Origin of the sequence: Asanoa hainanensis, from assembly GCF_900188485.1 — a bacterium.
Taxonomy (GTDB): Bacteria; Actinomycetota; Actinomycetes; order Mycobacteriales; family Micromonosporaceae; genus Asanoa; species Asanoa hainanensis.
Map to the genome: position 1 here is coordinate 474,764 of NZ_FZPH01000004.1, position 20,907 is coordinate 495,670.

27 protein-coding genes are annotated in these 20,907 nt (G+C 70.0%); 11 read left to right on the top strand and 16 right to left on the bottom strand.

Annotation, left to right across the window (positions count from 1 at the left end):
* Positions 1 to 50 precede the first annotated feature (50 nt).
* The 3 genes from CHC05_RS13325 to CHC05_RS13335 are packed head-to-tail and all read right to left on the bottom strand — an operon-like array spanning position 51 to position 1,675.
* On the bottom strand, positions 51 to 785 hold the full coding sequence (locus tag CHC05_RS13325; protein WP_245870820.1) for a class I SAM-dependent methyltransferase: 735 nt from the start codon (positions 783 to 785) through the stop codon (positions 51 to 53).
* A complete protein-coding gene (locus tag CHC05_RS13330; protein WP_089248371.1) occupies positions 782 to 1,477 on the bottom strand; it encodes an alpha/beta fold hydrolase in 696 nt (231 codons plus the stop codon). The genes CHC05_RS13325 and CHC05_RS13330 overlap by 4 nt, the downstream gene beginning before the upstream one ends.
* Before the next feature lie 6 nt (positions 1,478 to 1,483).
* Positions 1,484 to 1,675 carry a hypothetical protein gene (locus tag CHC05_RS13335; RefSeq protein ID WP_089248373.1) on the bottom strand — a complete coding sequence of 64 codons (192 nt, stop codon included), beginning with the start codon at positions 1,673 to 1,675 and terminating at the stop codon, positions 1,484 to 1,486.
* Positions 1,676 to 1,796: 121 nt separating this feature from the next.
* Here CHC05_RS13335 and CHC05_RS13340 point away from each other — a divergent pair, with 121 nt between their 5' ends.
* Genes CHC05_RS13340 through CHC05_RS13360 form a run of 5 tightly spaced genes read left to right on the top strand, consistent with a single transcriptional unit; the run spans position 1,797 to position 7,039 of the window.
* Positions 1,797 to 2,270: a GNAT family N-acetyltransferase gene (locus CHC05_RS13340; protein WP_089248375.1), complete on the top strand. Its 474-nt coding sequence runs from the start codon at positions 1,797 to 1,799 to the stop codon at positions 2,268 to 2,270.
* 9 nt (positions 2,271 to 2,279) lie between these two features.
* Positions 2,280 to 3,791, top strand: coding sequence for a deoxyguanosinetriphosphate triphosphohydrolase family protein (locus CHC05_RS13345; protein ID WP_089248377.1), 1,512 nt, complete (start codon positions 2,280 to 2,282; stop codon positions 3,789 to 3,791).
* Between the two features lie 40 nt (positions 3,792 to 3,831).
* Positions 3,832 to 4,332 carry a DUF456 domain-containing protein gene (locus CHC05_RS13350; RefSeq protein WP_089248379.1) on the top strand — a complete coding sequence of 167 codons (501 nt, stop codon included), beginning with the start codon at positions 3,832 to 3,834 and terminating at the stop codon, positions 4,330 to 4,332.
* A 20-nt stretch (positions 4,333 to 4,352) separates the two neighbouring features.
* Entirely contained in the window at positions 4,353 to 5,471 is a 1,119-nt protein-coding gene (locus CHC05_RS13355; protein ID WP_089248381.1) for an ATP-dependent DNA ligase, read from the top strand.
* On the top strand, positions 5,468 to 7,039 hold the full coding sequence (locus CHC05_RS13360) for an alpha/beta hydrolase (RefSeq protein WP_425426743.1): 1,572 nt from the start codon (positions 5,468 to 5,470) through the stop codon (positions 7,037 to 7,039). The genes CHC05_RS13355 and CHC05_RS13360 overlap by 4 nt, the downstream gene beginning before the upstream one ends.
* Here the strand turns inward: CHC05_RS13360 and CHC05_RS13365 are convergent.
* Positions 6,993 to 7,442: a potassium channel family protein gene (locus CHC05_RS13365; RefSeq protein ID WP_089248385.1), complete on the bottom strand. Its 450-nt coding sequence runs from the start codon at positions 7,440 to 7,442 to the stop codon at positions 6,993 to 6,995. The two genes, CHC05_RS13360 and CHC05_RS13365, sit on opposite strands and share 47 nt — an antisense overlap.
* A gap of 46 nt (positions 7,443 to 7,488) precedes the next feature.
* Between CHC05_RS13365 and CHC05_RS13370 the strand changes: the two genes are divergently transcribed.
* Positions 7,489 to 7,947, top strand: coding sequence for a GNAT family N-acetyltransferase (locus CHC05_RS13370; protein WP_179266159.1), 459 nt, complete (start codon positions 7,489 to 7,491; stop codon positions 7,945 to 7,947).
* Here CHC05_RS13370 and ligD read toward each other — a convergent pair.
* A complete protein-coding gene (ligD, locus tag CHC05_RS13375) occupies positions 7,944 to 8,978 on the bottom strand; it encodes a non-homologous end-joining DNA ligase (RefSeq protein WP_089248389.1) in 1,035 nt (344 codons plus the stop codon). The two genes, CHC05_RS13370 and ligD, sit on opposite strands and share 4 nt — an antisense overlap.
* Positions 8,979 to 9,032: 54 nt before the next feature.
* Between ligD and CHC05_RS13380 the strand changes: the two genes are divergently transcribed.
* Positions 9,033 to 9,767 (top strand): phosphotransferase enzyme family protein, encoded by a 735-nt coding sequence (locus CHC05_RS13380; protein ID WP_089248391.1) that lies wholly within the window; start codon positions 9,033 to 9,035, stop codon positions 9,765 to 9,767.
* 202 nt (positions 9,768 to 9,969) lie between these two features.
* Here CHC05_RS13380 and CHC05_RS40690 read toward each other — a convergent pair whose 3' ends face one another.
* The 5 genes from CHC05_RS40690 to CHC05_RS13400 form a co-directional block, all read right to left on the bottom strand.
* Positions 9,970 to 10,335 carry a hypothetical protein gene (locus tag CHC05_RS40690; RefSeq protein ID WP_144022574.1) on the bottom strand — a complete coding sequence of 122 codons (366 nt, stop codon included), beginning with the start codon at positions 10,333 to 10,335 and terminating at the stop codon, positions 9,970 to 9,972.
* Between the two features lie 27 nt (positions 10,336 to 10,362).
* Complete coding sequence (locus tag CHC05_RS40695) at positions 10,363 to 11,037, bottom strand: hypothetical protein (RefSeq protein WP_144022575.1); 675 nt, start codon at positions 11,035 to 11,037, stop codon at positions 10,363 to 10,365.
* 21 nt (positions 11,038 to 11,058) lie between these two features.
* Positions 11,059 to 12,114: a hypothetical protein gene (locus tag CHC05_RS13390; protein ID WP_089248395.1), complete on the bottom strand. Its 1,056-nt coding sequence runs from the start codon at positions 12,112 to 12,114 to the stop codon at positions 11,059 to 11,061.
* Between the two features lie 455 nt (positions 12,115 to 12,569).
* The gene (locus CHC05_RS13395) at positions 12,570 to 13,283 is read right to left on the bottom strand and encodes a chaplin family protein (RefSeq protein WP_089248397.1); all 714 of its coding nucleotides are present in this window, start codon (positions 13,281 to 13,283) and stop codon (positions 12,570 to 12,572) included.
* A 110-nt stretch (positions 13,284 to 13,393) separates the two neighbouring features.
* Positions 13,394 to 13,933, bottom strand: coding sequence for a hypothetical protein (locus tag CHC05_RS13400; RefSeq protein ID WP_144022576.1), 540 nt, complete (start codon positions 13,931 to 13,933; stop codon positions 13,394 to 13,396).
* A gap of 68 nt (positions 13,934 to 14,001) precedes the next feature.
* On the opposite strand from CHC05_RS13400, the gene msrB reads away from it, so the two are divergent.
* A complete protein-coding gene (gene msrB, locus CHC05_RS13405) occupies positions 14,002 to 14,433 on the top strand; it encodes a peptide-methionine (R)-S-oxide reductase MsrB (RefSeq protein WP_089248401.1) in 432 nt (143 codons plus the stop codon).
* On the opposite strand, the gene CHC05_RS13410 is transcribed toward msrB, so the two are convergent.
* A complete protein-coding gene (locus tag CHC05_RS13410; RefSeq protein WP_089248403.1) occupies positions 14,420 to 15,328 on the bottom strand; it encodes an aminoglycoside phosphotransferase family protein in 909 nt (302 codons plus the stop codon). The two genes, msrB and CHC05_RS13410, sit on opposite strands and share 14 nt — an antisense overlap.
* 20 nt (positions 15,329 to 15,348) lie before the next feature.
* On the bottom strand, positions 15,349 to 15,636 hold the full coding sequence (locus CHC05_RS13415) for an isoamylase early set domain-containing protein (protein WP_089248405.1): 288 nt from the start codon (positions 15,634 to 15,636) through the stop codon (positions 15,349 to 15,351).
* A 188-nt stretch (positions 15,637 to 15,824) separates the two neighbouring features.
* Between CHC05_RS13415 and CHC05_RS13420 the strand changes: the two genes are divergently transcribed.
* Genes CHC05_RS13420 through CHC05_RS13430 form a run of 3 tightly spaced genes read left to right on the top strand, consistent with a single transcriptional unit; the run spans position 15,825 to position 17,016 of the window.
* Positions 15,825 to 16,085: a Prokaryotic metallothionein gene (locus CHC05_RS13420; protein WP_089248662.1), complete on the top strand. Its 261-nt coding sequence runs from the start codon at positions 15,825 to 15,827 to the stop codon at positions 16,083 to 16,085.
* Positions 16,086 to 16,100: 15 nt separating this feature from the next.
* Positions 16,101 to 16,544, top strand: a complete 444-nt coding sequence (locus CHC05_RS13425) for a GNAT family N-acetyltransferase (RefSeq protein ID WP_089248407.1) — start codon at positions 16,101 to 16,103, stop codon at positions 16,542 to 16,544.
* A gap of 10 nt (positions 16,545 to 16,554) precedes the next feature.
* Positions 16,555 to 17,016 (top strand): group II truncated hemoglobin, encoded by a 462-nt coding sequence (locus tag CHC05_RS13430; RefSeq protein ID WP_089248409.1) that lies wholly within the window; start codon positions 16,555 to 16,557, stop codon positions 17,014 to 17,016.
* Here CHC05_RS13430 and hemQ read toward each other — a convergent pair.
* The 4 genes from hemQ to hemE form a co-directional block, all read right to left on the bottom strand.
* Positions 17,013 to 17,714, bottom strand: a complete 702-nt coding sequence (hemQ, locus tag CHC05_RS13435) for a hydrogen peroxide-dependent heme synthase (protein WP_089248411.1) — start codon at positions 17,712 to 17,714, stop codon at positions 17,013 to 17,015. The genes CHC05_RS13430 and hemQ overlap by 4 nt on opposite strands.
* A 15-nt stretch (positions 17,715 to 17,729) precedes the next feature.
* On the bottom strand, positions 17,730 to 19,127 hold the full coding sequence (gene hemG / locus CHC05_RS13440; RefSeq protein ID WP_089248413.1) for a protoporphyrinogen oxidase: 1,398 nt from the start codon (positions 19,125 to 19,127) through the stop codon (positions 17,730 to 17,732).
* A 25-nt stretch (positions 19,128 to 19,152) separates the two neighbouring features.
* Positions 19,153 to 19,716: a DUF3000 domain-containing protein gene (locus CHC05_RS13445; protein WP_089248415.1), complete on the bottom strand. Its 564-nt coding sequence runs from the start codon at positions 19,714 to 19,716 to the stop codon at positions 19,153 to 19,155.
* A gap of 92 nt (positions 19,717 to 19,808) precedes the next feature.
* A complete protein-coding gene (hemE, locus tag CHC05_RS13450) occupies positions 19,809 to 20,858 on the bottom strand; it encodes a uroporphyrinogen decarboxylase (protein WP_089248417.1) in 1,050 nt (349 codons plus the stop codon).
* Positions 20,859 to 20,907 lie beyond the last annotated feature (49 nt).

The window sequence follows — 20,907 nt, forward strand, 5'->3', positions numbered from 1 at the left end:
AACCGCATTGGGTCAGCCTGCCATTCGCAACGGGCTCGTCAGGTCGAGAGCTAGACCCTGAGCGCGCGGTAGACGGTGGTCACGTAGGGCAGGTCGAAGGTGTCTCGGCCCGTGAGGTCCGGGTGGGTGGCGCAGAGTTCGGCGATCCGGTCGAGGGTCAGGCGTTGCTCGGCTGGCGTCGCGGTCAGGTAGGTGGATCGGGAGGCGACCAGGGCGGCGAGCCCCTGCGGGCTCTGTGCCACGACGTGCGGGAACTGTTGTCTGGTCACCTCACCGAACAGCGGGCCGAAGCTGCGTGACTCCTCCAGCGCGGCGCGCCGGCCCGAGACCTGTCGGTGGGTCCTGATAAGCCTTGACAGCTCCGCGACCCATGGCGTCGTCTTGTCGCGGTCGTTCCAGATCGCCGCGAGCACGCCGCCCCGGCGCAGCACCCTGGCCATTTCCTGGTGGGCCGGCTCCGGATCGAACCAGTGGTACGCCGTTCCCGCGAGCACCGCATCCACGCTCGCGTCCGGCAGCGGGATGGCTTCGGCCGACCCGGCGAGGGCGCGGACGCCCGCCGCGTCGAAGCGCGTCCGCATGTCCTGGTCGGGTTCGATGGGAATCACCTCGTGCCCGGCGGCCGCGATCACCCGGCTCAGCGACCCCGTGCCCGCGCCCAGGTCCACGACCCGCAGCCGGTCGGCGCCCAAGGTCCAGTGCACCGCGGCCATCGGGTACGTCGGACGAGCCTGGTCATAGTCTGCGGCGGCGCCGAAAGACAGCCGGTGGGCGTCGAGGGTCACTGTTCGATCACGGCTTCGATCGCGGCGAGCACCGCTGCCGGCTGGTCCTTGTGGATGTAGTGGCCGCTTTCAGAAACGACGACGTGCTTGCCCCGGGGGAAGGTCGCAGCGGACCGTTCAGCGAGCTCGCGGGCCAACTCCTGCAGCTTGGGCGGTTTGCCGGTGGACGCGGTCAGGATGCGCATCGGTATGTCCGGGGCGGTGCCTGCCACGCGCGCCGCGCGGACCTCGCGGACGCTGCTGTCACCGAGCCGGTTCTCCGCGCCTATGGCGGCGACCTGCGCAAGGGTGGCATACGACGCGAGGTAGGCGTCGACCAGCAAGGTCTGGACGCCAGGATCCGGCGTGCAGCGTTCGGCGAGCGACCGGCCCATTCCCGCGGCGATGCGGGGAAACAGCCCCACGACCTTCGACAACACCATGCCAGCGAGCATCGCGCTCGACGCGGCGCGCAGGGCGCGGGGCACGGCGGCGGCCATCTCCTCGTGGTACGGATCGACGAGAACCAGGCCGACAACACGGTCGGGACGGGCCAGCGTGGTGAGTTCCGCGAGCAGGCCGCCCCAACTGTGACCGACCAGCACGGCCGGGCCGACCACCTCCAACAGCGCGGCGAGATCCCGCAACTGGGAGTCGAGGGTCAGCCGGCCGACCCGGTCGCTGCTGCCCAGCCCGGCGCGGTCGTACGCGATGACGCGTCAGCGTGCGGCGAGGTCCGGGAACATCACTGCCCAGTCGAGCCCGACCTCGCCGGCGCCGGCGACGAGGACGACTGGCGGGGTGGCCGATCCCGCCTCGATCCAGGAGAGATGACCCGCCCGCCCGCGGGCGACGCCGGCGGGCACCAGCCGGGACATCGCCGCGACCACCGGATCAGAGGGGGTGTCCATGCGGCCATGCTCTCGAAAGAACTGTTTCGAGACAAGTCTTTCGAGAGCACCAACCTCAACCGATGGGACGGACCGCCGGGCGTCGATGCGCCGCCCAGCGCCGACCGGTGCACTCCTCGGCATGGCAGTCGAGATCGAGCGAGCCAAGCCCGCGGACGCCGGTGAGGTGCTCACCCTCCAGCGCGCCGCATTCCTGTCCGAGGCCCAGCGCTACGACAACCCGCACCTGCCGATGCTCACGGAGACGCTGGACGAGATCGCGGCCGTGATCGCCGGCCCAAACACCGTGTTGGTCGCCCGCACCCCGCAAAGACGGCTGGTCGCAATGGGTCGTGGCCGGATCGACGACCACCAGACCTGCCACATCGCCCGTCTCGGTGTCGCACCCGACCTGCGCGGCCAGGGGCTCGGCTGGCGGATGCTCGCCGCTGTGGAGGAAGCGCATCCGACCGCACGACGCTTCGAGCTCTTCACCGGCGCCAAGAGCTACGACAACATCCGCCTGTACGAGCGCAACGGCTACACGATCTTCGACCGCCACGAGCTGCAGCGGGGACCGGGCCTCGTTTACCTGGCGAAACCCGCCGTGCGCTAGCGTCGGATCATGACAGAGCCGGTCGATCCCCGCGCGCGGCGGCTGTTCGATACCGGGCGCACCGGGCCGGGTGACCTGGCCGCCAGTCCGTTTCGGGCCGACCGCGACCGGATCGTCACCTCGCCCTTCTTCGCCCGTCTCGGTGGCGTCACCCAGGTGATCAGCCCCGGCGGCAGCGGGCTGCTGGTGCACAACCGGCTGACCCACAGCCTCAAGGTGGCCCAGGTCGCGCGGGCGATCGCCGAGCGGCTCACCGCCGACCCCGGCAACCTCGCCCTGCTCGACAAGCTGGGCGGCTGCGACCCCGACGTGGTCGAGGCGGCCGCGCTGGCCCACGACCTCGGCCACCCGCCGTTCGGGCACCTCGGCGAGGCCGTGCTCGACCGGCTGGCCCGCGAGCGGCTCGGGCTGCCCGACGGCTTCGAGGGCAACGCGCAGTCGTACCGCATCGTGACCAGCACCGAGATTCGCGGCGCCGCCACCATCGGGCTCAACCTGACGGCCGCCGTGCGCGCCGCGATCGTCAAGTACCCGTGGACCCGGCTGGGCTACCCCGAGCCGCATCCGCGCCGGATGAGCCCGCCGCCGCGCGGTGCTTCGGCGCCCGACTGGGATCCGGCCAGCGGGTCGGCCAAGTTCGGCGCCTACACGACCGAGGTCGACGACCTGCGCGAAGCCCGCGCGCCGTTCGCCGGGAAGATCCCCGACTGGCAGCAGACCGTCGAGGCGTCCATCATGGACACCGCCGACGACATCGCGTACGCCATCCATGACGTCGAGGACTTCCATCGGGTCGGCGTGCTCCAGCAGGGGACGGTGGCGGCCGAGCTGATCGGGTGGCAGCGCGAGACCAAGCGGCTCGGTGGGCTCACCGACGCGGCGCTCGACGCGGGCAGCCGCCAGGCCGGTGTCGCGATCGAGAAGCTGCGCCGCCGGCTGCACCGCCGGGACCGGTGGGTCAGCGACGACGACGCGTTCGCCGCCGCCGTCGAGCAGGTCCGGCACGACCTCGTCGACGGGCTGCTGGCCGACCAGTTCGACGGTTCTGTCGCGGCCGAGCAGTACGTCGCCCGGTTCTCCGCCCGCTGGACCCGCCGGCTGGTCGACGCCGTGCGGCTGACCGACAGCCCGGCGGTCCGCTCCGGCTACGTGCTGCTGGACCGGCCGCAGTGGCACGAGGTCCAGGTGCTCAAGCTGATCCACCACCGGTTCGTGCTGGACCGCCCCGACCTGGCCCTGCACCAGCGCGGCCAGGCCCGGCTGCTGGCCACCCTGGTCGAGGCGCTGCTGGCCTGGATCGTCGACCCGGCCGAGGAGGCCCGGTTGCCGCAGCGCCTGCACGACCTGGTCGAGCTCGCCGAGGCCGAGCTTCCCGCGGGCACCCCCGACCGGGCCGCCCGGGCCCGGGGGCGGGCGATCGTCGACTTCGTCGCGGCGCTGACCGACCAGCAGGCGGTGGCGTTGCTCGATGCGTTGTCGGGCCGTTCGGGTCAGCTCTGGACGGACGCGTTCGTGCTCTAGGCGAGACCGCCGGCGAGCCGCCAGCCAGTAGAGTGCGCCAATGGATCTGACGCAGACGGACACCAACATCACGATCCTGTGCGGGGTCGCCATGGTGATCGGTGTCTTCGGCGTGGTGATCCCGTTCCTGCCCGGGCTGCTGCTGACCTGGGCCGCCGCCACCGCCTGGGCGATCTTCGTGGGCGAGGGCAACGGCCGCTGGGGCGTACTCGCGCTGGTGACCCTGATCGCGATCCTCGGCATCGTCGTCAAGTACGCCTGGCCGGGGCGCAACCTCAAACGCAGCGGCATACCCAACAAGACGCTGCTGCTCGGCGGGGTGCTGGCCATCGTCGGCTTCTTCGTGATCCCGGTGGTCGGCCTGATCATCGGGTTCGTGGCCGGCATCTGGCTGGCCGAGCTGGCCCGCCTCGGCGACACGAAACTGGCCTGGCCGTCGACCAAGCACGCCATCAAGGCCGCCGGTCTGGCGATGCTGGTGGAGCTCGGCGCGGCGCTGGCCATCGCGATCATCTGGGTCGCGGCCGTCGTCGTCAGCTGACGTCTGGAAGACTCTGTGGGATGGACCTGCCGATCAACCCGCCGGTCGAGCCGATGCTTGCCAAGAGCGTGCCGCAGATCCCCGAGGCCGACGGCATGAGCTACGAGCCGAAATGGGACGGTTTCCGGTGCATCGTCTTCCGTGACGGTGACGAGGTCGAGCTGGCCAGCCGGGGCGGCAAGACGCTCACCCGCTACTTCCCCGAGGTGGTCGAGCAGGCCAAGGCCCAGCTCCCGCAGCGGTGCGCGGTCGACGGCGAGATCGTGGTCATCCACCGCGAGGAAGGCCAGCAGCCCAAGCTCGAGTGGGACTGGTTGACCCAGCGGATCCACCCGGCCGCGTCCCGGGTCAAGCTGCTGGCCGAGAGCACGCCGGCCGACTTCGTGGCGTTCGACCTGCTGGCGCTCGGTGACGAGTCGCTGGTCGACCAGCCGTACTCGACCCGCCGGGCCAAGCTCGAAAAGGCCCTGGCCAAGGTCACGTCGCCGGTGCACGTCACGCCGACCACGCACGACATCGAGACCGCCCGGCGCTGGTTCGAGATCTTCGAGGGTGCCGGGCTCGACGGGCTGATCGCCAAGCCCGCCGACATCGCGTACGAACCGAACAAGCGGCTGATGTTCAAGATCAAGCATGCGCGTACGGCCGATGCCGTGGTCGCCGGTTTCCGTTGGCACAAGTCCGGCCCCGTGGTCGGCTCGCTGCTGCTCGGCCTCTACGACGACGAAGGCACCCTGCACCACATCGGCGTCTCGTCGTCGTTCAGCATGGCCCGCCGGGCGGAGCTGCTCGATGAGCTCGCCGACTACCGCGAGCCGGCCGAGCACCCCTGGATCGACGCCGACAGCGACGAGCAGCAGGTCGGCCCGACCTCGGCGACCGGCCAGCGCCGCCCCGGCGGGGTGAGCCGCTGGACCGGCGGCAAGAACCTGGCCTGGGAGCCGCTGCGGCCCGACCTGGTGGTCGAGGTCGGCTACGACGCGATGGAGGGCGACCGGTTCCGGCACACGGCCCAGTTCGTCCGCTGGCGTCCGGACCGCGACCCGCGCTCCTGCGGCTACGACCAGCTCGACCGGCCGGTCCGGTTCGATGTCGACCAGGTGCTCGGCGGCGACCCGGCCGCCGGAACGGGAGTCTGAACGTGCACGTCCCTCGTCGCCAGCTCCGCCGGCTAGTCCTGCTCGGCCTGCTCGCCGGTCTGCTCGTGCTGACCGGCTGCACCGTTCCGGTCATCTCCCCGAACGCGAGCAACAACAACAACGCCGCGCCCTCGCCGGCCGCGCCCGGCCAGGCCTCCTGGAAACCCTGCCCCGACGTGCCGAACCAGCTCGTCGGCCGGGGTGCGTCGAACATGACGTACGACTGCGCCACCATCAAGGTTCCGCAGGACTGGTCCGACGCCGGCAACGGGCAGACCTTCGACGTCGCCCTGATCCGGGTGCGCAACAAGAAGCAGCACGACCGGATCGGCTCGCTGCTGGTCAACCCCGGCGGTCCCGGTGCGTCCGGCGTCGACCTGGCCGTCTACCTTTCGTTCGGCGCCGCCTTCCAGGGCATCCCCGACGAGGTGACCCAGCGCTTCGACATCGTGGGCTTCGACCCGCGCGGCGTCGACCGGTCCAGCCCTGTCGAGTGCATCAGCGACGCGCAGCTCGACGAGAGCTTCGGCTACGTGCCCGACCCGGAGACCCAGGCCCAGTTCGACGGGCTGGTCGACCTCAACACGACCATCGGCAAGGAGTGCGACGCCAAGTACGGCGACAAGCTCAAGCTGTTCTCCACGGTGCAGACCGCCAAGGACATGGACGCGATCCGCAAGGCCGTCGGCGACGAGAAGACGACCTACCTCGGCTACTCGTACGGGACGCTGCTCGGAGCCACGTACGCCCAGCTGTTCCCGAAGAACGTGCGGGCCCTGGTGCTCGACGGCGCGGTCGACCCGCGGCAGAGTTTCGTGGCCGGCTCGGAGAGCCAGGCCAAGGGGTTCGCGCTGGCCTTCGACAACTTCGCCAAGTGGTGTGACTCGACACCCGACCAGTGCCCGATCGCGCCCGACGCGAAGGCGGCGGTGAACACCCAGATCGACAAGGCCGAGGTGTCACCCGTGACCGGCGCCGGCGGGCGCAAGGCGACCTCCGGCTGGGTCTTCTACGCGGTGATCTCGTCGCTCTACACCCAGTCGGGCTGGCAGGCCCTGGGCAGCGCGATCAAGGCCTTGGAAGACGGCAAGCCGGCCCAGGTCTTCCAGCTCGCCGACGCGTACGCCGAGCGGGCCCCCGACGGCACCTACTCCAACCTGTTCGACGCCAACATCGCCGTCAACTGCGCCGACACGAAGTCCGTGCCCGACGTCAACCAGATCCGCACCCTGCAGGGCCAATGGCGCTCGCAGATCCCGATGTTCGGCGCGCCGCTCGCGGTCGGCATGCTGACCTGCTCGGTGTGGCCGGGCGGGCACGACCCGTACCCGACCGGTCCGGCCACCGGCTCCGCGCCGATCCTGGTGGTCGGCACCACCGGTGACCCGGCCACGCCGTACGCGCAGGCACCCGCCCTGGCCAACATGCTCGGCGTCGGTCGCCTGCTCACCTGGGAGGGCGAGGGCCACACGGCCTACCCCCAGACGAGCTGCGTCACCGAGGCGGTCGACGCGTACCTGCTCAATCTGACCGTTCCGCCAGAGGGGAAGCGCTGCCCGCCGAAGTAGCCTCCCGCGCGGTCAGCTCCTCCAGCAGTTGGCGTACGACGCGGAGGTTGCTCTTCAGCTCCTCCTGCTCCTCGTGCCGGAAGGCGTCGTTGTCGACGATCAGCCGGCTGGCGAAGTGCGCCGTGATCAGCGGGATGACCAGCAGCACCATGGTCGAGATCAGCACGACGGCGATGGCGCGCGCCTGCCAGGTGTCCGGCGAGATGTCGCCGTAGCCGACCGTCGACGCGGTGACCACCGCCCACCAGAGCGAGTCGCCGACGTTGACCTTCTCGAAGATGCTGTAGAGCGCCGCCGCGACGACGATCATCAACGCGTACGACAGCATCAGCGTCCGGGGCGAGTTGGCGAAGTAGACCAGCCCGCGGTAGGCCGCCTTGAACGGCAGCAGCAAGGCCCTCATGGCGCATCATCATGCACCTGGTTGTCGATGTGCGAGGCTCTTCCGCGTGACTGATCTGATCTTCCGGTCCGCTTTGCGCGCCGATGTACCGGCGATTGTCGGCCTTCTGGCAGACGACCCGATCGGCTCGGGGCGAGAAGTGGTCACCGAAGAGGTCGACGCGGCCTACTGGCAGGCGTTCGACGCGCTCGACGGCGACCCGCGCAACACGGTGGTGGTGGCGGTGCTCGACGGTCTTGTGGTCGGCACGATGCAGCTCGTCCTGATCCCGTCGCTCACCCGCCGGGGCGGGTTGCGGATGGAGATCGAGGGGGTACGCGTCGCGGCTGGTCACCGCGGTGCCGGCCTCGGTCGGCAGATGATCGCGTGGGCCGTTGGTGAGGCCCGGGCCGCCGGCTGTGCGCTGGTGCAGCTAACCACCGACAAGCGGCGGGCGGAGGCGCGGCGGTTCTACGAGTCGCTGGGCTTCTCGGCGACGCACGAGGGCATGAAGCTGTCCCTCTAGTCGTCTGACCAGTTCGCCGGGTTCTTCTTGCTCGGCTGCACGCGGGGCGGCTCGCCCGGCATCTTGGGGTGGTCGGGCGGGTAGGGCATGTCGCCGTGTCCGTCGCGCTCGTCGGCCGCTGACCATTCCAGCAACGGCGTGATGTCGAACGGGGTGTCGTCGATCCCGGCGTGCGGGTCACCGACCTTCGCGAACCGCTCGGGCAGCGTACGCAGGTCGAAGTCGTTGGGTTCGACGTCGGGCAACTCGTCCCAGGTCACGGGCGTCGAGGCGGTAGCCCGTTGGTTGGCCCGCAGCGAGTAGGCCGCGGCGATGGTGCGGTCGCGGGCCATCTGGTTGAAGTCGACGAACACCCGCTCGCCGCGCTCCTCCTTCCACCAGCTCGTGGTGACCAGATCGGGCCGGCGCCGCTCGAGCGCGCGGGCCAGCGCGATCGTCGCGCGGCGTACCTCGACGAAAGTCCACCGGGGTTGGATCCGCAGGTAGACGTGCACGCCCCGGCCACCGGAGGTCTTGGGCCAGCCTTGCGCGCCGATCTCGTCGAGGATCGCGCGCAACTCACCGGCGGCCTCGGCCGCGTTGCCGAAGTCGGTGCCCGGCTGGGGATCGAGGTCGATCCGCAGCTCGTCGGGCTGGTCGGGATCCTTGGCCCGCACGGGCCAGGCATGGAAGACGACGGTGTTCATCTGCGCGGCCCACGCGACGTGGGCGAGGTCGACCGGACAGAGCTCGGTCGCCTTGCGCCCACTGGGGAAGGTGATCTCGGCACCGTTGAGCCAGTCCGGGGTGCCGCGGGCCGGCAGCCGCTTCTGGTAGAACGCCTCACCGTCGATCCCGTCCGGGAAGCGTTGAAGAGTGGTCGGCCGGTGGTCGAGCGCGCGCTGGATGCCGTCGCCAACGGCCAGGTAGTAGTCGAACACGTCCTGCTTGGTATAGCCGGCCTGGGGAAACATCACCCGATCCGGACTGCTGAGCCGCACGGAGCGCCCAGCGACTTCAACCTCGACAGCAGGAGCCTTCTTCGACGGCATGGTCTCGACCTTATGCCCCTGACCTGCCGCTCGCGCCCCCGTAAGGTGTGTCCGGTGGGATGGGAGGCACTCAGGCACTGGGGTGCGGACGCGGCCCGGATCGAGCCGCTGACCGGCGGAGTCGCCAACGACGTGTGGAGCGTGCGCATCGGAGGACGCCGCACGGTCGGTCGTCTCGGCACGCGGAGCGACGCGGACCTGGCCTGGGAGACGGCGCTTCTCCAGCACCTGGACCGCGCGGGCCTGACCGTGCCGGTCCCGATCCCGACGGCGTCCGGCCAGCTGTTCGCCGAGGGCCTGGTGGTGATGACCTACCTGGAGGGCGGACCACCGGAGACCCGCGCCGACTGGCGCCGGGTGGCGGACACGCTGCGCTCGCTGCACCGGATGACGAAGGGCTGGCCGCAGCGCCCGGGCTGGCGATCGTCGACCGACCTCCTGCGCACCTCGACCGGCACGAAGGTCGACCTCGGCGCGATGCCGCCGGAGAGCGTCGCCCGCTGCCGAGCGGCGTGGTCGCGGCTCGCCGGACGCCCGACCTGCGTGGTCCACGGCAACCCCACCAACCCGGCAAACATCAGGATGACCGGGGACCGGGTCGCCCTGATCGACTGGGACGAGTCACACGTCGACGTCCCGGACCTGGACCTGGCGCTGCCTGACAACGCCGCAGACCTGGCGGACGACGCCTACGACGCCGCGGCGCAGGCGTCGGCGGCCTGGGAGGCCGCGGTCTGCTGGGACGACTCGTATGCGGTCAGGCGGCTCGCCGAAGTCCGAGCGATCTGAAAACAGGTTCGTGGAGCGGAGTTGTTGGCCGACGAGCGCGGCAATGCGCTGCCGATAAGGCCAATTGCCCGCGCACGAAGATCGGCCAGAGGGCGCTGGCCCAGCAGAGCAGGAGGCCACGCGAGGCAATCAAAACAGGGACTCCGCGAGGATCGCGCCACGCGGGGGGCGGGCGGGCAGCACGGCCGAGCGACAGTTGGGCCTAGTGGCGATGCGAGATAAGCCTGGACACATCGAGAAGCGAGAGTAGCGAGCGTGCGATCTTCGATCCGGCGGGTTGGGCGACACTAATGACTGCCAGATCGTCGTGCGTAGGTGCGGGTATGTCGGTCCGCTCTTGCTTCTCGAAGTCTTCGACTTCCTTTTTGATTCGCTGTCGCGCTTCGGGGCTGACCTGCGCTTCGCCTTTTAGGCTGTCGACCGTGGCGGTCCAGGACGCGTCGAGGTGATCACTGTCCTCCAACAAACGACTGGGCGCGGACCCCTGTGGCACGTAATCACCGCCGGGCAGCTCCCAGTAGGCATCCTGGAGCTCGAGATCAAGGGCAGAGCCCGCGCGACGTGTCATAGGACGGTCCTCCATCTGAACCTGACGCTACCCGACGGTGCCAAGATCATGTTTCTGCTCCTTGTGAAGGAGCTGGTTGTAGATCTGGATCTTTAGGGTCAAACGGTAGGACACATAGGCAAGGTTGAACGCCGATACCAAGAACAGCAAGGCCCAGACTGGTTCTGTAATGCCAACGATGCTGACCCCGAACCAGATATGTCCATGATGTGACGTGAAGTAGACACCAATGGCGATCGCAGAAACGACGGCGGTAACGATTTGCGAAATCCGAGAAAGCAATGATGTGCCGACCAGCGACTTGCTATCGGTAGAAAATCCGAACCATGTGGCAGCAGCAGCCGGGAGGGCCAACACCAAGCCGGGCAATGCGCCTGCAGGCGGACTACCGTGCGACGCGATACGCCCCATGATCGCAATCAAGAAGGTCGCCACGATGGCTGTCACCACCGCAGACGCCCGTGAACCCGGTGGCGTTTCCTTGTAGTGAGCGAAGAATTCAAGGTCGCGAATCTGATCCTTTGCGGTGGCGCCTAACCCCCGAGTGTAGAGGTGTATGAAGTTTTGACCTCGTCTTGGAGCCACGCGGTACTGCCGATCATCGGCGAATTGCTCTACATCCGACTTTTCGTCAGTCTTATGCGAGCACTTGTTTTCGTCAGTCGGCTCCCGGTAGACCCACTGACGGGCAACCCTCTCCAAACAATGGTGACACCTGAAGTGCTACTCGAGCACATACATGCTCGGCGGGCCCGCCACGTAGAGATGGAAACTGCCCGCGGTCAGGGCCGAACTAGAGGGAACCACAATCTTGTTGGGACGAAGTCCTAAGATCACCCTGACCCAGCCGAGACCGCCCCTGTTCAACGCCGCCGGGATGAGGGTTCGTTCATACCTCAACAGAACCCGCCGGCTCGAGATGCTCCCGGTCGGCACGACCGCAACGATCGGGTACGTGCTGGTCAACGCGTCTACGTAGCGACGGAGTTCGTCGACGCCTTCGCCTGTGATGGAGTCGCCGTAGTCTTTGAACGCCTTGTCCAGAAGCCTCTTCGCCTCGCCCTGCCCGACCGCGCCGCGTCGCGCCAGTTGCCCAAGCAAGATCAGCTCTAGAGCCCGCACCTTCTCCGTGAGCTGTCCGACACCGGTCTTGGACCCGGCCTGCAAGGCAGCCGCTTCGAGCATCAAAATGCGGAGCCCTGCCGCAACGAGTTGTGTTGACTCCTCAAACGACAGGTCCGTCAGCGGCTTGCCGCTCGCATCCGTTATTTTGAGATTGTCGACCAGTTGCCCTTTCGGTGGAAGAAGGAGTGGTATGAAACGTGATTCGCCCTTGTCGTCAGCGACAAGAGGGAGGTTGTACTCGATACTTACGTGCTGAGTCGCGATGCGCTCCTCTAGATCGATCGATTCGATGACCCTGGAGCGGTGGCGTGCTCGCGCGGTGATCAGCGAGATGAAGGTGACGACGGCTTCCTTCGTGTAGACGTCCTCCAAGTGGTCGGCCGCCCGCGCTTGAAGGCTCTGAAGATAGTCGATGCTTGGCTGCATAGCTGCCGTGTTATCGGCATCCGAAGCCCCAGCAAGGTTGCGCTTCAGCCGCCTGAAAACGATCACCCCGAGAACTCCGGCGGCGACGGCGCACGCGCCGCGCACTATGCCTTCGTGGAAGCCGCCATTTACGTGGCGTACCAACTTTGTGCTCAAAGCGGCGATCGCCGCTCCGAAGGCCAACATGACGCAGAACGCGGTGAAGAGAGAGAGTCGGCGCTTGTTCATTGCGACCCCCTGCGGAGAGCGACGATGTCTTTTCACTGTGCCAAGCGCGAACGTCGATGTCCAGGGACGGTTTCTGCCGATCCTTACTCTGCCCATCCGTAGGAGGTCCGCCCGACCGCCAGGTTAGGTCGGATGACGCCATGGCCTGCCTTGATAGGCATTCGTCGGGCGACATGGGCCCAGACTGATCGTGGCGACGCTCGCCGACATGAATCGCATCGAAGCATCTGCGCCCAGCGATCAGACGGACCTTCTGTCCGACGCCGCAGATCTTCTGTCGCAGGCGCAAGGCAACCGAAGGACTATCGGCTTGTCGTCCGCTACTCGATTCGTCCGGCCACAAGACCCGAGCCGCACAGGGTCGTCCATCGAGAAGTGGCAGCGGTTGTCATCCCCCACGCCAAAATACGCACCACCCACGACGGGATGGTGCGTATTCGGGTGAAGCGAAGCCGTCAGGAGGGGCGGGGGCCTCGGCGGTGGCGGCCGACGTAGCGGTTCGTGCGCACGCCCGCCAGTTGCATGGCTGCGCCGCCCGCCGTGAGGACGCCGCCGATGCCCGCGATGGAGCCCACCGGCAGCCCGGTCCTTGGCAGTTCGGGCTCGGCCACCGGTGGCTCTTCCACCGGAGGTGGCGGCGGGTTCTGTGCCGTCGGTGGTTCCTCGTCGACCGGCGGTGGTGGCGGCTCTTCCTCGTCGTCGTCGCACGAGGCCGACGCGGCGCTGCCTATCGCGGCGATGCTGTTGCCGCACGCGTCCACGTCGATCGTGATCGGGACGACCACCTGGGTGCCGTTCAGGATGCCGGCGTTGTGGCCGCTGGCGATGTGTGAGACGCCGCTGCCGAACTTCGCCGCCGCCGGCAGGTCGGCCGGGCCCTTCTCGTCGGCGGCCGAGTCCTCATCGGACGGAGTCTCATCGGACGGAGCCGCGTCGGGCAGGTCCAGCGGCGCTCCGTCGGCGACCGCGTCGGACAGTGCGCTGTCGGTGATCTCCGCCGCCCGGTCCGCGGCGGTCGTGGCCGCGTCGCCGTCGGGAACCGAAGCGTCCCCGAGACCTGCCGCGCTGGCTGCCTGGCCGCTCAACGCGAGTGCGCCGGCCACCACCGCCAGGCCCGCCGCCGGCAGGGCTGCGGCGCTGACCAGTCGGCGCCGTCGTTTGTTCGTCATCGTTCTGTTCCTGTCGTCCGGGGAAATCGTGTCGAAAGGAGCATTTGTCGGAGCGTAGAGCGCTATGTCCGGAAACTCCCAAGCGACCGGGTGTGATCACCCAGCCAGGGTCAGCCGTACCGGTGGGTCTCCCACAGCAAACGGATACGGAACTGCTTGCGCTCGAAATCCGGGTCGCGTCCCAGCAGGTGCCCGTCGTAGGGCGCCCGGAGCCGCACGATCGACCCGTCCAGCAGCGGCAGCGCGACCACCGTTCGGCGGCCCCGGCGCTCCATCCGCACCTCGACCACCCGGTGCCACGGCGCCGAGTCACCCAGCGCGCCCGGCACCGCCCACGCGCCCGCGGCGTCCAGGTCGGCGCCCACCCGGCGGCGCAGCAGCAGGCCGAGCACGGCGCCCACCGGCACCGGTAGCACCAGCAGCCACCAGAGCTCGTGCGGCACGACCCGGCGTGGCTCGACGCCGGTCAGCCAGTGGGCCACCACCGGCGCCAGCACCGCCGCCAGTCCCGTCAGCGCCAACGCGCCCGACACCAGCAGGCCCACCCACATGCCCCGGCCCAGCGCTTGCCGCCAGGTCGGCCGGAAGCAGAGCGGATCCCCTGGAAGGGGCTCCTGAGCCGCGCTGACCACCCTGACCGGTGTTCGCATGCACTGCTAACGACGAGGTCACACCCAGGTAATCGGCTTCCGCGCGAAGGGGGTCGTACGGTTGATGCATGGCACCCGAGAAGCCCTCCCCCGTGGCCGAAATCCCCACCGACGAGTTGCCGAAGACCGAGGCCGAATGGCAGGTCCGCCTCAACCCCGAAGAGTTCCGGGTGCTGCGCCAGGCCGGCACCGAGCGGCCGTTCACCGGCGAGTACGTCGACACGAAGACCCCAGGCACGTACGTCTGCCGGGCCTGCAACGCGGCGCTGTTCGAGAGCGGCACCAAGTTCGACTCACACTGCGGCTGGCCCTCGTTCGACGAGGCGATCCCCGGCGCGATCCGCTACATCGAGGACCGCTCGTTGGGCATGGTTCGCGTCGAGGTCCGCTGCGCGCACTGCGACTCGCACCTCGGCCACCGCTTCGACGGCGAGGGCTACACCCCCAAGGACGCGCGCTACTGCATCAACTCGGTGAGCATGCGGCTCATCCCCGCGTAAGCGCGGCGGCCACCACCACCATTTCGGGTTCGAGGGCGCGGTCGCCGTCCTCGACCGACCAGATCGAGTTCTGCAGCGTACGGCCGAGCGTCCAGACGACCGCACGCTGCCGGTCCAGGCCCATCGCCTCGACCATGACGTCGAACCGGCGCCGGATCGTCCGTTCCGGCGCCGTCCTGTCCCAGCGGTTCCACAGTGCCGGGCAGAGCTCGAAGCCCGGGTCGCCGGCCAGCGGCTTCGGGTCGATCGCGAGCCACGGCTCGCGGCCGCCGGCCAGCACGTTCTCGTAGTGCAGATCCCAGTGCAACAGTCGATCGCCGGCCTCGCCGACCACCTCGGCGAGCTGGTCGGCCCAGCGCTGGATCAGCTTTCCCTCAGCAGGGTCCGTCAACAGCGCCGCCGCCGCCGGCGCGTCCGAGATCATCTGCGCGGCCTTGTCGGAAAGCAGCGGGATCGACGGCGGCGCCGGGACAGCGTTGAGCCGGTTGAGCAACGAAGCGATCACCCGTACCGCCGCCGTGTCGTCCTCCACGGACCGAAGATCGACCGAAGGATCGAGGCGCTCGAGAAGCAGCGTCCAGGTCTCCGGATCCTCGCGGAGCAGGCGCGCCGCGCCGTCGCCGTTCCAGGTCCGCAGCGCGAGACCCTCGCCGGGATGGTCCCAGTCGGTGTCCTGGAGCTTGAGCATCGCCGGCGTGCCGTCCTCGGTGACGACCGGGAGCACGAGGCCGGCCACCCCGTGCCGCGGGGCGCCGTCGCGCCTGAGCTGCCAGCGGTCGAGGAACTCGGCCGCCGTGCCGGCGACCCCGTCCACCCAGGCCCGGCCCGCGTCACCGCGGAACCGGACCTGGGCGGCTACGAGAGCCGGGGGTACGACGATGTCCTCAGCGGTCATCCCGGTGAGGCTAGACCGCCCTAGCTGTGCTGGGAAACAACCAACAACCCACCGCGTCCGTCGACCCCGTCGGCCTGCTCGTCGTCGAGCCAGACGCCGCCGGTGGCGAGGTAGCGGAAGGCGTACTCGCCCGGGGCGAGGGTGAGCGTCACCGTGCGGGTGCCGTCCCGCCTCGGCTGCAGCTCGTGCCGGCCGGGCTCCCAGTCGTTGAAGCAGCCCACGACGCTGACCTGCCCGACCGGGTTGTCCTTGGGCAGGCAGAACGTCACGCGGGTCTTGCTGCCGAATAGCTTACTTTTCTTGATCATGTCGGCTCCTCCCGGTAAGGACACAACCTCATGGAGCTTCCCTGCCGGAGCCGGACATGGGCGGACCGACACACCGCGCGTTACACGACATTCATCGGTCGCGAATTACGCTCTTATCGGGCATTTCGGTTGCCGATCGGTACGCATCCGGGCGACGCTGCGGGGGTAACCGATTGGGGGCGGACACCATGGCGGTGTGTGAGACCTGTGGCAACGACTACTGGCTGGCCTTCGAAGTGAAGACCATCAGTGGCGACCGGCACGTCTTCGACTCTTTCGAATGCGCGATCCAGCGGCTCGCTCCGATCTGCGAGCACTGCGGCGTGAAGGTCGTCGGCCACGGCGTCGAGGTCGCCGGCCGGTTCTTCTGCTGCGCCCACTGCGCCCGGGCGACCGCGGGTGCCGAGGCCGCGGCGATCACCGACACGGTGGGTGCCCACCCGAGCTGACTATGCTCGGTGGCCATGCAGCCGCAGACCGACGAGCTCCGGGTCGCGTCCTTCGCCGACCTCGACACGACCACCCTGTACCGCCTGCTCGAGCTGCGCTGCGCGGTGTTCGTCGTCGAGCAGGAGTGCGCGTACCCGGACCTCGACGGCCGTGATCTCGAACCGGCGACCCGGCACGTCTGGGTCGCCCGGTCCGAGGTCCCGGTCGCCTACCTGCGGGTGCTCGGCGAGCCCGACGGCGGCCTGCGGATCGGCCGGGTGGTGGTCGCCAAGGAGGCCCGCGGCGCCGGGATGGCCGGCCGGCTGATGGACGCGGCCCTGGAGATCGTCGGCGCGCGGCCCTCGGTCCTCGACGCGCAGGCGCACCTGGCCGACTTCTACGCCCGCTACGGCTACGCGCCGGCCGGCGACACGTTCCTCGAGGACGGCATCCCGCACGTGCCCATGACGCGGGGCTAGCTTAGGGATCATGACGACCCCGACGCTGTACGAGTGGGCAGGCGGCCGGCCGGCGATCGCTCGCATGATCAACGCGTTCTACGACCGGGTGGAGCGGGACGAGCTGCTGAGCCCGTTCTTCCCCGGCGGTGTCACGGTGGCCCACCGCGAGCACGTGACGACCTGGTGGTCCGAGGTGTTCGGCGGGCCGGCGGACTACACCGACCAGCTCGGCGGCTACGAGAACATGCTCGCCCACCACAAGAACCTGGGCATCACGCCCGAGCACCGCTTCCGGTTCGCGTCGCTGATGAGCCTCGCCGCCGACGACGCCGAGCTGCCCGCCGACCCGGAGTTCCGCGCCGCGCTGGTCGGCTACCTGGAGTGGGGCACCCGGATCGCGATGGAGAACTCGCAGCCGGGCGCGACCCCGGTCGAGCACGCCCCGGTGCCGCACTGGGGCTGGGGAGTCGCGCCGCCGTACCAGCCTTAGGGCAGGGCTTCGACCAACTCCGCGACCGTGCGTCGTCGGCCCGTGTAGAACGGGACCTCCTCACGCACGTGGCGGCGGGCGCGGGACGCGCGCAGCTCGCGCATCAGGTCGACGATCCGGTGCAGCTCGTCGGCCTCGAAGGCCAGCATCCACTCGTAGTCGCCGAGGGCGAACGAGGCCACCGTGTTGGCCCGCACGTCCGGGAAGCCGCGCGCCTGCCGCCCGTGCTCGGCCAGCATGTCCCGGCGGTCCTCGTCGGGCAGCAGGTACCACTCGTAGGAGCGGACGAACGGATAGACGCAGACGTACGCGCGCGCCTCCTCGCCGGACAGGAACGCCGGGAGGTGGCTCTTGTTGAACTCGGCCGGCCGGTGCAGCGCCATTTGCGACCAGACCGGGGCCAGGTGCCGGCCCAGGGCGGTGCGACGGAACTGGGCGTACGCCTCCTGGAGCGCGTCGCTCGACGACGCGTGCCACCAGATCATCAGGTCCGCGTCGGCGCGCAGCCCGGAGACGTCGTAGCTGCCGCGGACCGTGACGTCCTTGCTCGCCAGGTCGGCGAACAGGCCGTCGACCTCGGTGGCCAGGTCGGCGCGCGACGATGACAACGGCTCGGCGGCCCGGAACACCGACCACATCGTGTAGCGGATGGTGTCGTTGAGCTCCCGGATCCGGGCGGCGTTGGTCTGCTCCGTCATGCGAACCATCCTCTCTCAGCCGGCCTGCGGCCGGTCCCGCAGGGCCGCGAGCACGGCGTCGGCCGCGGACTCGCCGGAACGTACACAGATCGGGATGCCCACGCCGTCGTAGCCGGCCCCGGCCAGGGCCAGGGTCGGCACCAGCGCGGCCCGGGCCGCGGCGACCCGGTCGAGATGCCCGGGCGCGTACTGCGGCAACGCGCCACCCCAGCGCTGCACCTTGGTGTCCAACGGTTTCGGCAGGCTGTGGTCGACCAGGGTGGACAGTTCCCTGTGGACGATGCCGGCGAGCTCGGCGTCGTCGCGCTGGAGCACGTGCTCGTCGCCGTAGCGGCCCACGGAGGCGCGGACCAGGGCGACCCCGTCCGGCCGGCGCTGGTGCGCCCACTTGGTCGAGAAGAAGGTGGCTGCCTTGACCGCGGTGCCGTTCTCGGCCGGCACCAGGAACCCGGACAGCTCCGGCAGCTCGGGCCGGGGCAGCGCCAGGGAGACGAGCGCCACGCTGGCGTAGTCGAGCGCGCCGACCGCCTCGGCCGCACCCGGCGCGACGGCCTGGAGCAGCCGGGCCGCGGGCCGGGCCGGCACGGCGAGCACGACGGCGTCGACGACGACGTGCTCGGGGTCGCGGGTCGGGCCGACGGTCAGCCGCCAGCCGTCGGGGGTGCGAGCGAGCTCGCGGACCGTGGCACCGAGCCGGATCTCCGCACCGCTGGCGGAGGCGGCCGCCGACACCAGCCGGCTCACCCCGCCCCGGACGGTGGCGAAGACCGCGCCGCCCGGCACCCGGGGGAACGCGGCCTGGGCCGCCTTCACGGCGCCGGTGAGCGTGCCCTCGCGGCGGGCCTGCCGGGCCAGCGCCGGCATCGTGGCGGCCAGCGAGAGGCGGTCGGCGCGACCGGCGTACACGCCGCCCAGCATGGGGTCGACCAGGCGGTCCACGACCTGGTCACCGAGTCGCCGCCGGACCAGGGCGCCCACGGCGACGTCCTCCCCCTCGGCCAGCAGCGGCTCGCCGGCGTCGAGGTCGTGGTCGTCGACGGCCGCCACTCCGGCCAGGGCACCGAGGTCGCCCGGTACGCCGGTCAGCGTCCCCCGGGGCATCGGCACCAGCTTGCCGTTGACGGCCAGCGCGGCGGCGCCGACGGCGGGGTTGACCAGGTCGTCGCCGAGCCCGAGCCGGTGGGCCAGCTTGACCGCGGGCGAGTCCTCGCCGGTGGCGGCGTCGCGCACCAGGAACGCCTCGGCGCCGAGCTCGACCGGCGACCCGGCCAGCTCGCCGGTGCGCAGCTTGCCGCCGAGCGTGGCGCCCTGCTCGAAGATCGTGACGACCGTGTCCGGAGCCGCGTCGTGGATCCGCACCGCGGCGGCCAACCCGGCGATCCCTCCGCCGATCACGGCGACCCGCTTCTGCATGGCACCCACCATATGGCGGGCCGGATCAGGCGCTGCGGCGACCGGGCAGCGCTGTGACGCCGGGCGGCGGGAGGCCGGCGGTGGAGGCCAGGAGCGTCGACCAGGCGAGCAGGTGGGCCCCGAGGTCCTCGTCGGTCGGCGTCCAGCTCGCGCGGATCTCGATGTCGGCCGCGGTCGGTGGGCCGGCCAGGTTGCCGAAGCGGGTCGACATGGTCTGGGTGACCGTGCCGCCGATGGCCCGGTAGTGCGCGTCCTGGGCGTCGAGCGCGTCGGTGAGCCAGGTCCAGCCCACGGTGGGCAGCAGCGGGTCGGCGGCCATGTCGACGTCGACCTCGGCGGTCACGTAGGTGACCAGGCGCATCGTGCCCTCCCACGCCTCGTGGCCGGCCGGGTCGTAGAGCAGGATCAGCCGGCCGGTCGCCATCTCGTCGTCGTCGGGCTTGGTGACCGAGGCGCTGAGGGCGAACGTGAAGGGTGCGAGGCGCTGGGGCGCGCCGACCTCTTCGAGGAGGATCTCGGCGCGCGGGGTCGCGGAGCGAAGGTTGGCGACGGCGTTCGCGAAGACGTCGGGAACCGCTGTCGGAGCCATGACCGCAGCCTATGCATTCCGCGGGGCGCCATGGGGGAAGGGCACGCCGGTCGCCCTAGCATGATCGGCTGGCCGGATGCGACAAACCCGACCTATCGGGTGGTAAGCGTGTGCACCAGCTCCACGACCCGGGTCAGCACCGCGGGGTCGATCTCCGGCAGCACGCCGTGGCCGAGGTTGAAGATGTGGCCCGGAGCGGCCCGGCCCTGCTCGAGGATCCGGCGCACCTCCGCCTCGACGACCTCCCACGGCGCCAGCAGCGTGGCCGGGTCGAGGTTGCCCTGCACGGCCTTGTCCGGGCCGATCCGGCGGGTGGCGACATCCAGCGGCGTACGCCAGTCGACCCCGACCACGTCGGCGCCGGCCTCGCCCATCGCACCCAGCAGCTCGGCGGTCCCGACACCGAAATGGATCCGCGGGATCCCCGTGTCGGCCAGTGCGCTCAGCACGGCGGTCGAGTGCGGCAGCACGTATTCGCGGTAGTCCGCCTCGGACAGCGCGCCGGCCCACGAGTCGAACAGCTGCACCGCCGAGACGCCGGCCCCGATCTGCACACGCAGGAAGGTCAGCGCGTTCTCGGCCAGCCGCGCGCAGAGGGCGTGCCAGGTGTCCGGGTCGCCGTACATCAGCGCCTTGGTCTTGGCATGGGTCCGCGACGGGCCGCCCTCGACCAGGTAGCTGGCCAGCGTGAAGGGCGCGCCGGCGAAGCCGATCAACGGGGTGTCGCCGAGCTCCGCGGTGGTCAGCCGGACCGCCTCGTCGACGTACGAGACGTCGACCGGCTCCAGCCGGCGCAGCCGCGCCACGTCCTGCGCGGACCGGATCGGCTCGGCGACGACCGGGCCCGTGCCGGCGACGATGTCGACGTCGACCCCGGCCGCGGCGACCGGCACCACGATGTCGCTGAACAGGATCGCGGCGTCGACCCCGTGCCGGCGCACCGGCTGCAGGGTGATCTCCGCGACCAGGTCGGGCCGGCGGATGGTGTCGAGCATGCCGATGCCCGCGCGCAGCTCCCGGTATTCGGGCAGCGAGCGCCCGGCCTGGCGCATGAACCAGACGGGCGTGTGCGGGACGTCGGTGCGCCGGGCAGCGCGGACCAGGGCGGAGTCGGTGTGGGTCGTCGTCGTCATCGCGCCCATCGTTTCACGCGGAGATCGCGCCGCCGTGTGCGGCCGCCGCGGAAGGGAT

What these genes read in the sequence shown, in the direction of transcription:
- CHC05_RS13345 (WP_089248377.1), top strand. Translation starts at nt 2,280, where the DNA reads ATGACAGAGCCGGTCGATCCCCGCGCGCGGCGGCTGTTCGATACCGGG.
- CHC05_RS13420 (WP_089248662.1), top strand. Translation starts at nt 15,825, where the DNA reads ATGGCGGTGTGTGAGACCTGTGGCAACGACTACTGGCTGGCCTTCGAA.
- CHC05_RS13395 (WP_089248397.1), bottom strand. Translation starts at nt 13,283, where the DNA reads ATGACGAACAAACGACGGCGCCGACTGGTCAGCGCCGCAGCCCTGCCG.
- CHC05_RS13410 (WP_089248403.1), bottom strand. Translation starts at nt 15,328, where the DNA reads ATGACCGCTGAGGACATCGTCGTACCCCCGGCTCTCGTAGCCGCCCAG.
- CHC05_RS13335 (WP_089248373.1), bottom strand. Translation starts at nt 1,675, where the DNA reads ATGGACACCCCCTCTGATCCGGTGGTCGCGGCGATGTCCCGGCTGGTG.
- hemE (WP_089248417.1), bottom strand. Translation starts at nt 20,858, where the DNA reads ATGGGCGCGATGACGACGACGACCCACACCGACTCCGCCCTGGTCCGC.
- CHC05_RS13390 (WP_089248395.1), bottom strand. Translation starts at nt 12,114, where the DNA reads ATGAACAAGCGCCGACTCTCTCTCTTCACCGCGTTCTGCGTCATGTTG.
- hemQ (WP_089248411.1), bottom strand. Translation starts at nt 17,714, where the DNA reads ATGACGGAGCAGACCAACGCCGCCCGGATCCGGGAGCTCAACGACACC.
- CHC05_RS13415 (WP_089248405.1), bottom strand. Translation starts at nt 15,636, where the DNA reads ATGATCAAGAAAAGTAAGCTATTCGGCAGCAAGACCCGCGTGACGTTC.
- CHC05_RS13400 (WP_144022576.1), bottom strand. Translation starts at nt 13,933, where the DNA reads ATGCGAACACCGGTCAGGGTGGTCAGCGCGGCTCAGGAGCCCCTTCCA.
- CHC05_RS13365 (WP_089248385.1), bottom strand. Translation starts at nt 7,442, where the DNA reads ATGAGGGCCTTGCTGCTGCCGTTCAAGGCGGCCTACCGCGGGCTGGTC.
- CHC05_RS40690 (WP_144022574.1), bottom strand. Translation starts at nt 10,335, where the DNA reads ATGACACGTCGCGCGGGCTCTGCCCTTGATCTCGAGCTCCAGGATGCC.
- hemG (WP_089248413.1), bottom strand. Translation starts at nt 19,127, where the DNA reads ATGCAGAAGCGGGTCGCCGTGATCGGCGGAGGGATCGCCGGGTTGGCC.
- msrB (WP_089248401.1), top strand. Translation starts at nt 14,002, where the DNA reads ATGGCACCCGAGAAGCCCTCCCCCGTGGCCGAAATCCCCACCGACGAG.
- CHC05_RS13425 (WP_089248407.1), top strand. Translation starts at nt 16,101, where the DNA reads ATGCAGCCGCAGACCGACGAGCTCCGGGTCGCGTCCTTCGCCGACCTC.
- CHC05_RS13350 (WP_089248379.1), top strand. Translation starts at nt 3,832, where the DNA reads ATGGATCTGACGCAGACGGACACCAACATCACGATCCTGTGCGGGGTC.
- CHC05_RS13445 (WP_089248415.1), bottom strand. Translation starts at nt 19,716, where the DNA reads ATGGCTCCGACAGCGGTTCCCGACGTCTTCGCGAACGCCGTCGCCAAC.
- CHC05_RS13340 (WP_089248375.1), top strand. Translation starts at nt 1,797, where the DNA reads ATGGCAGTCGAGATCGAGCGAGCCAAGCCCGCGGACGCCGGTGAGGTG.
- ligD (WP_089248389.1), bottom strand. Translation starts at nt 8,978, where the DNA reads ATGCCGTCGAAGAAGGCTCCTGCTGTCGAGGTTGAAGTCGCTGGGCGC.
- CHC05_RS13355 (WP_089248381.1), top strand. Translation starts at nt 4,353, where the DNA reads ATGGACCTGCCGATCAACCCGCCGGTCGAGCCGATGCTTGCCAAGAGC.
- CHC05_RS13430 (WP_089248409.1), top strand. Translation starts at nt 16,555, where the DNA reads ATGACGACCCCGACGCTGTACGAGTGGGCAGGCGGCCGGCCGGCGATC.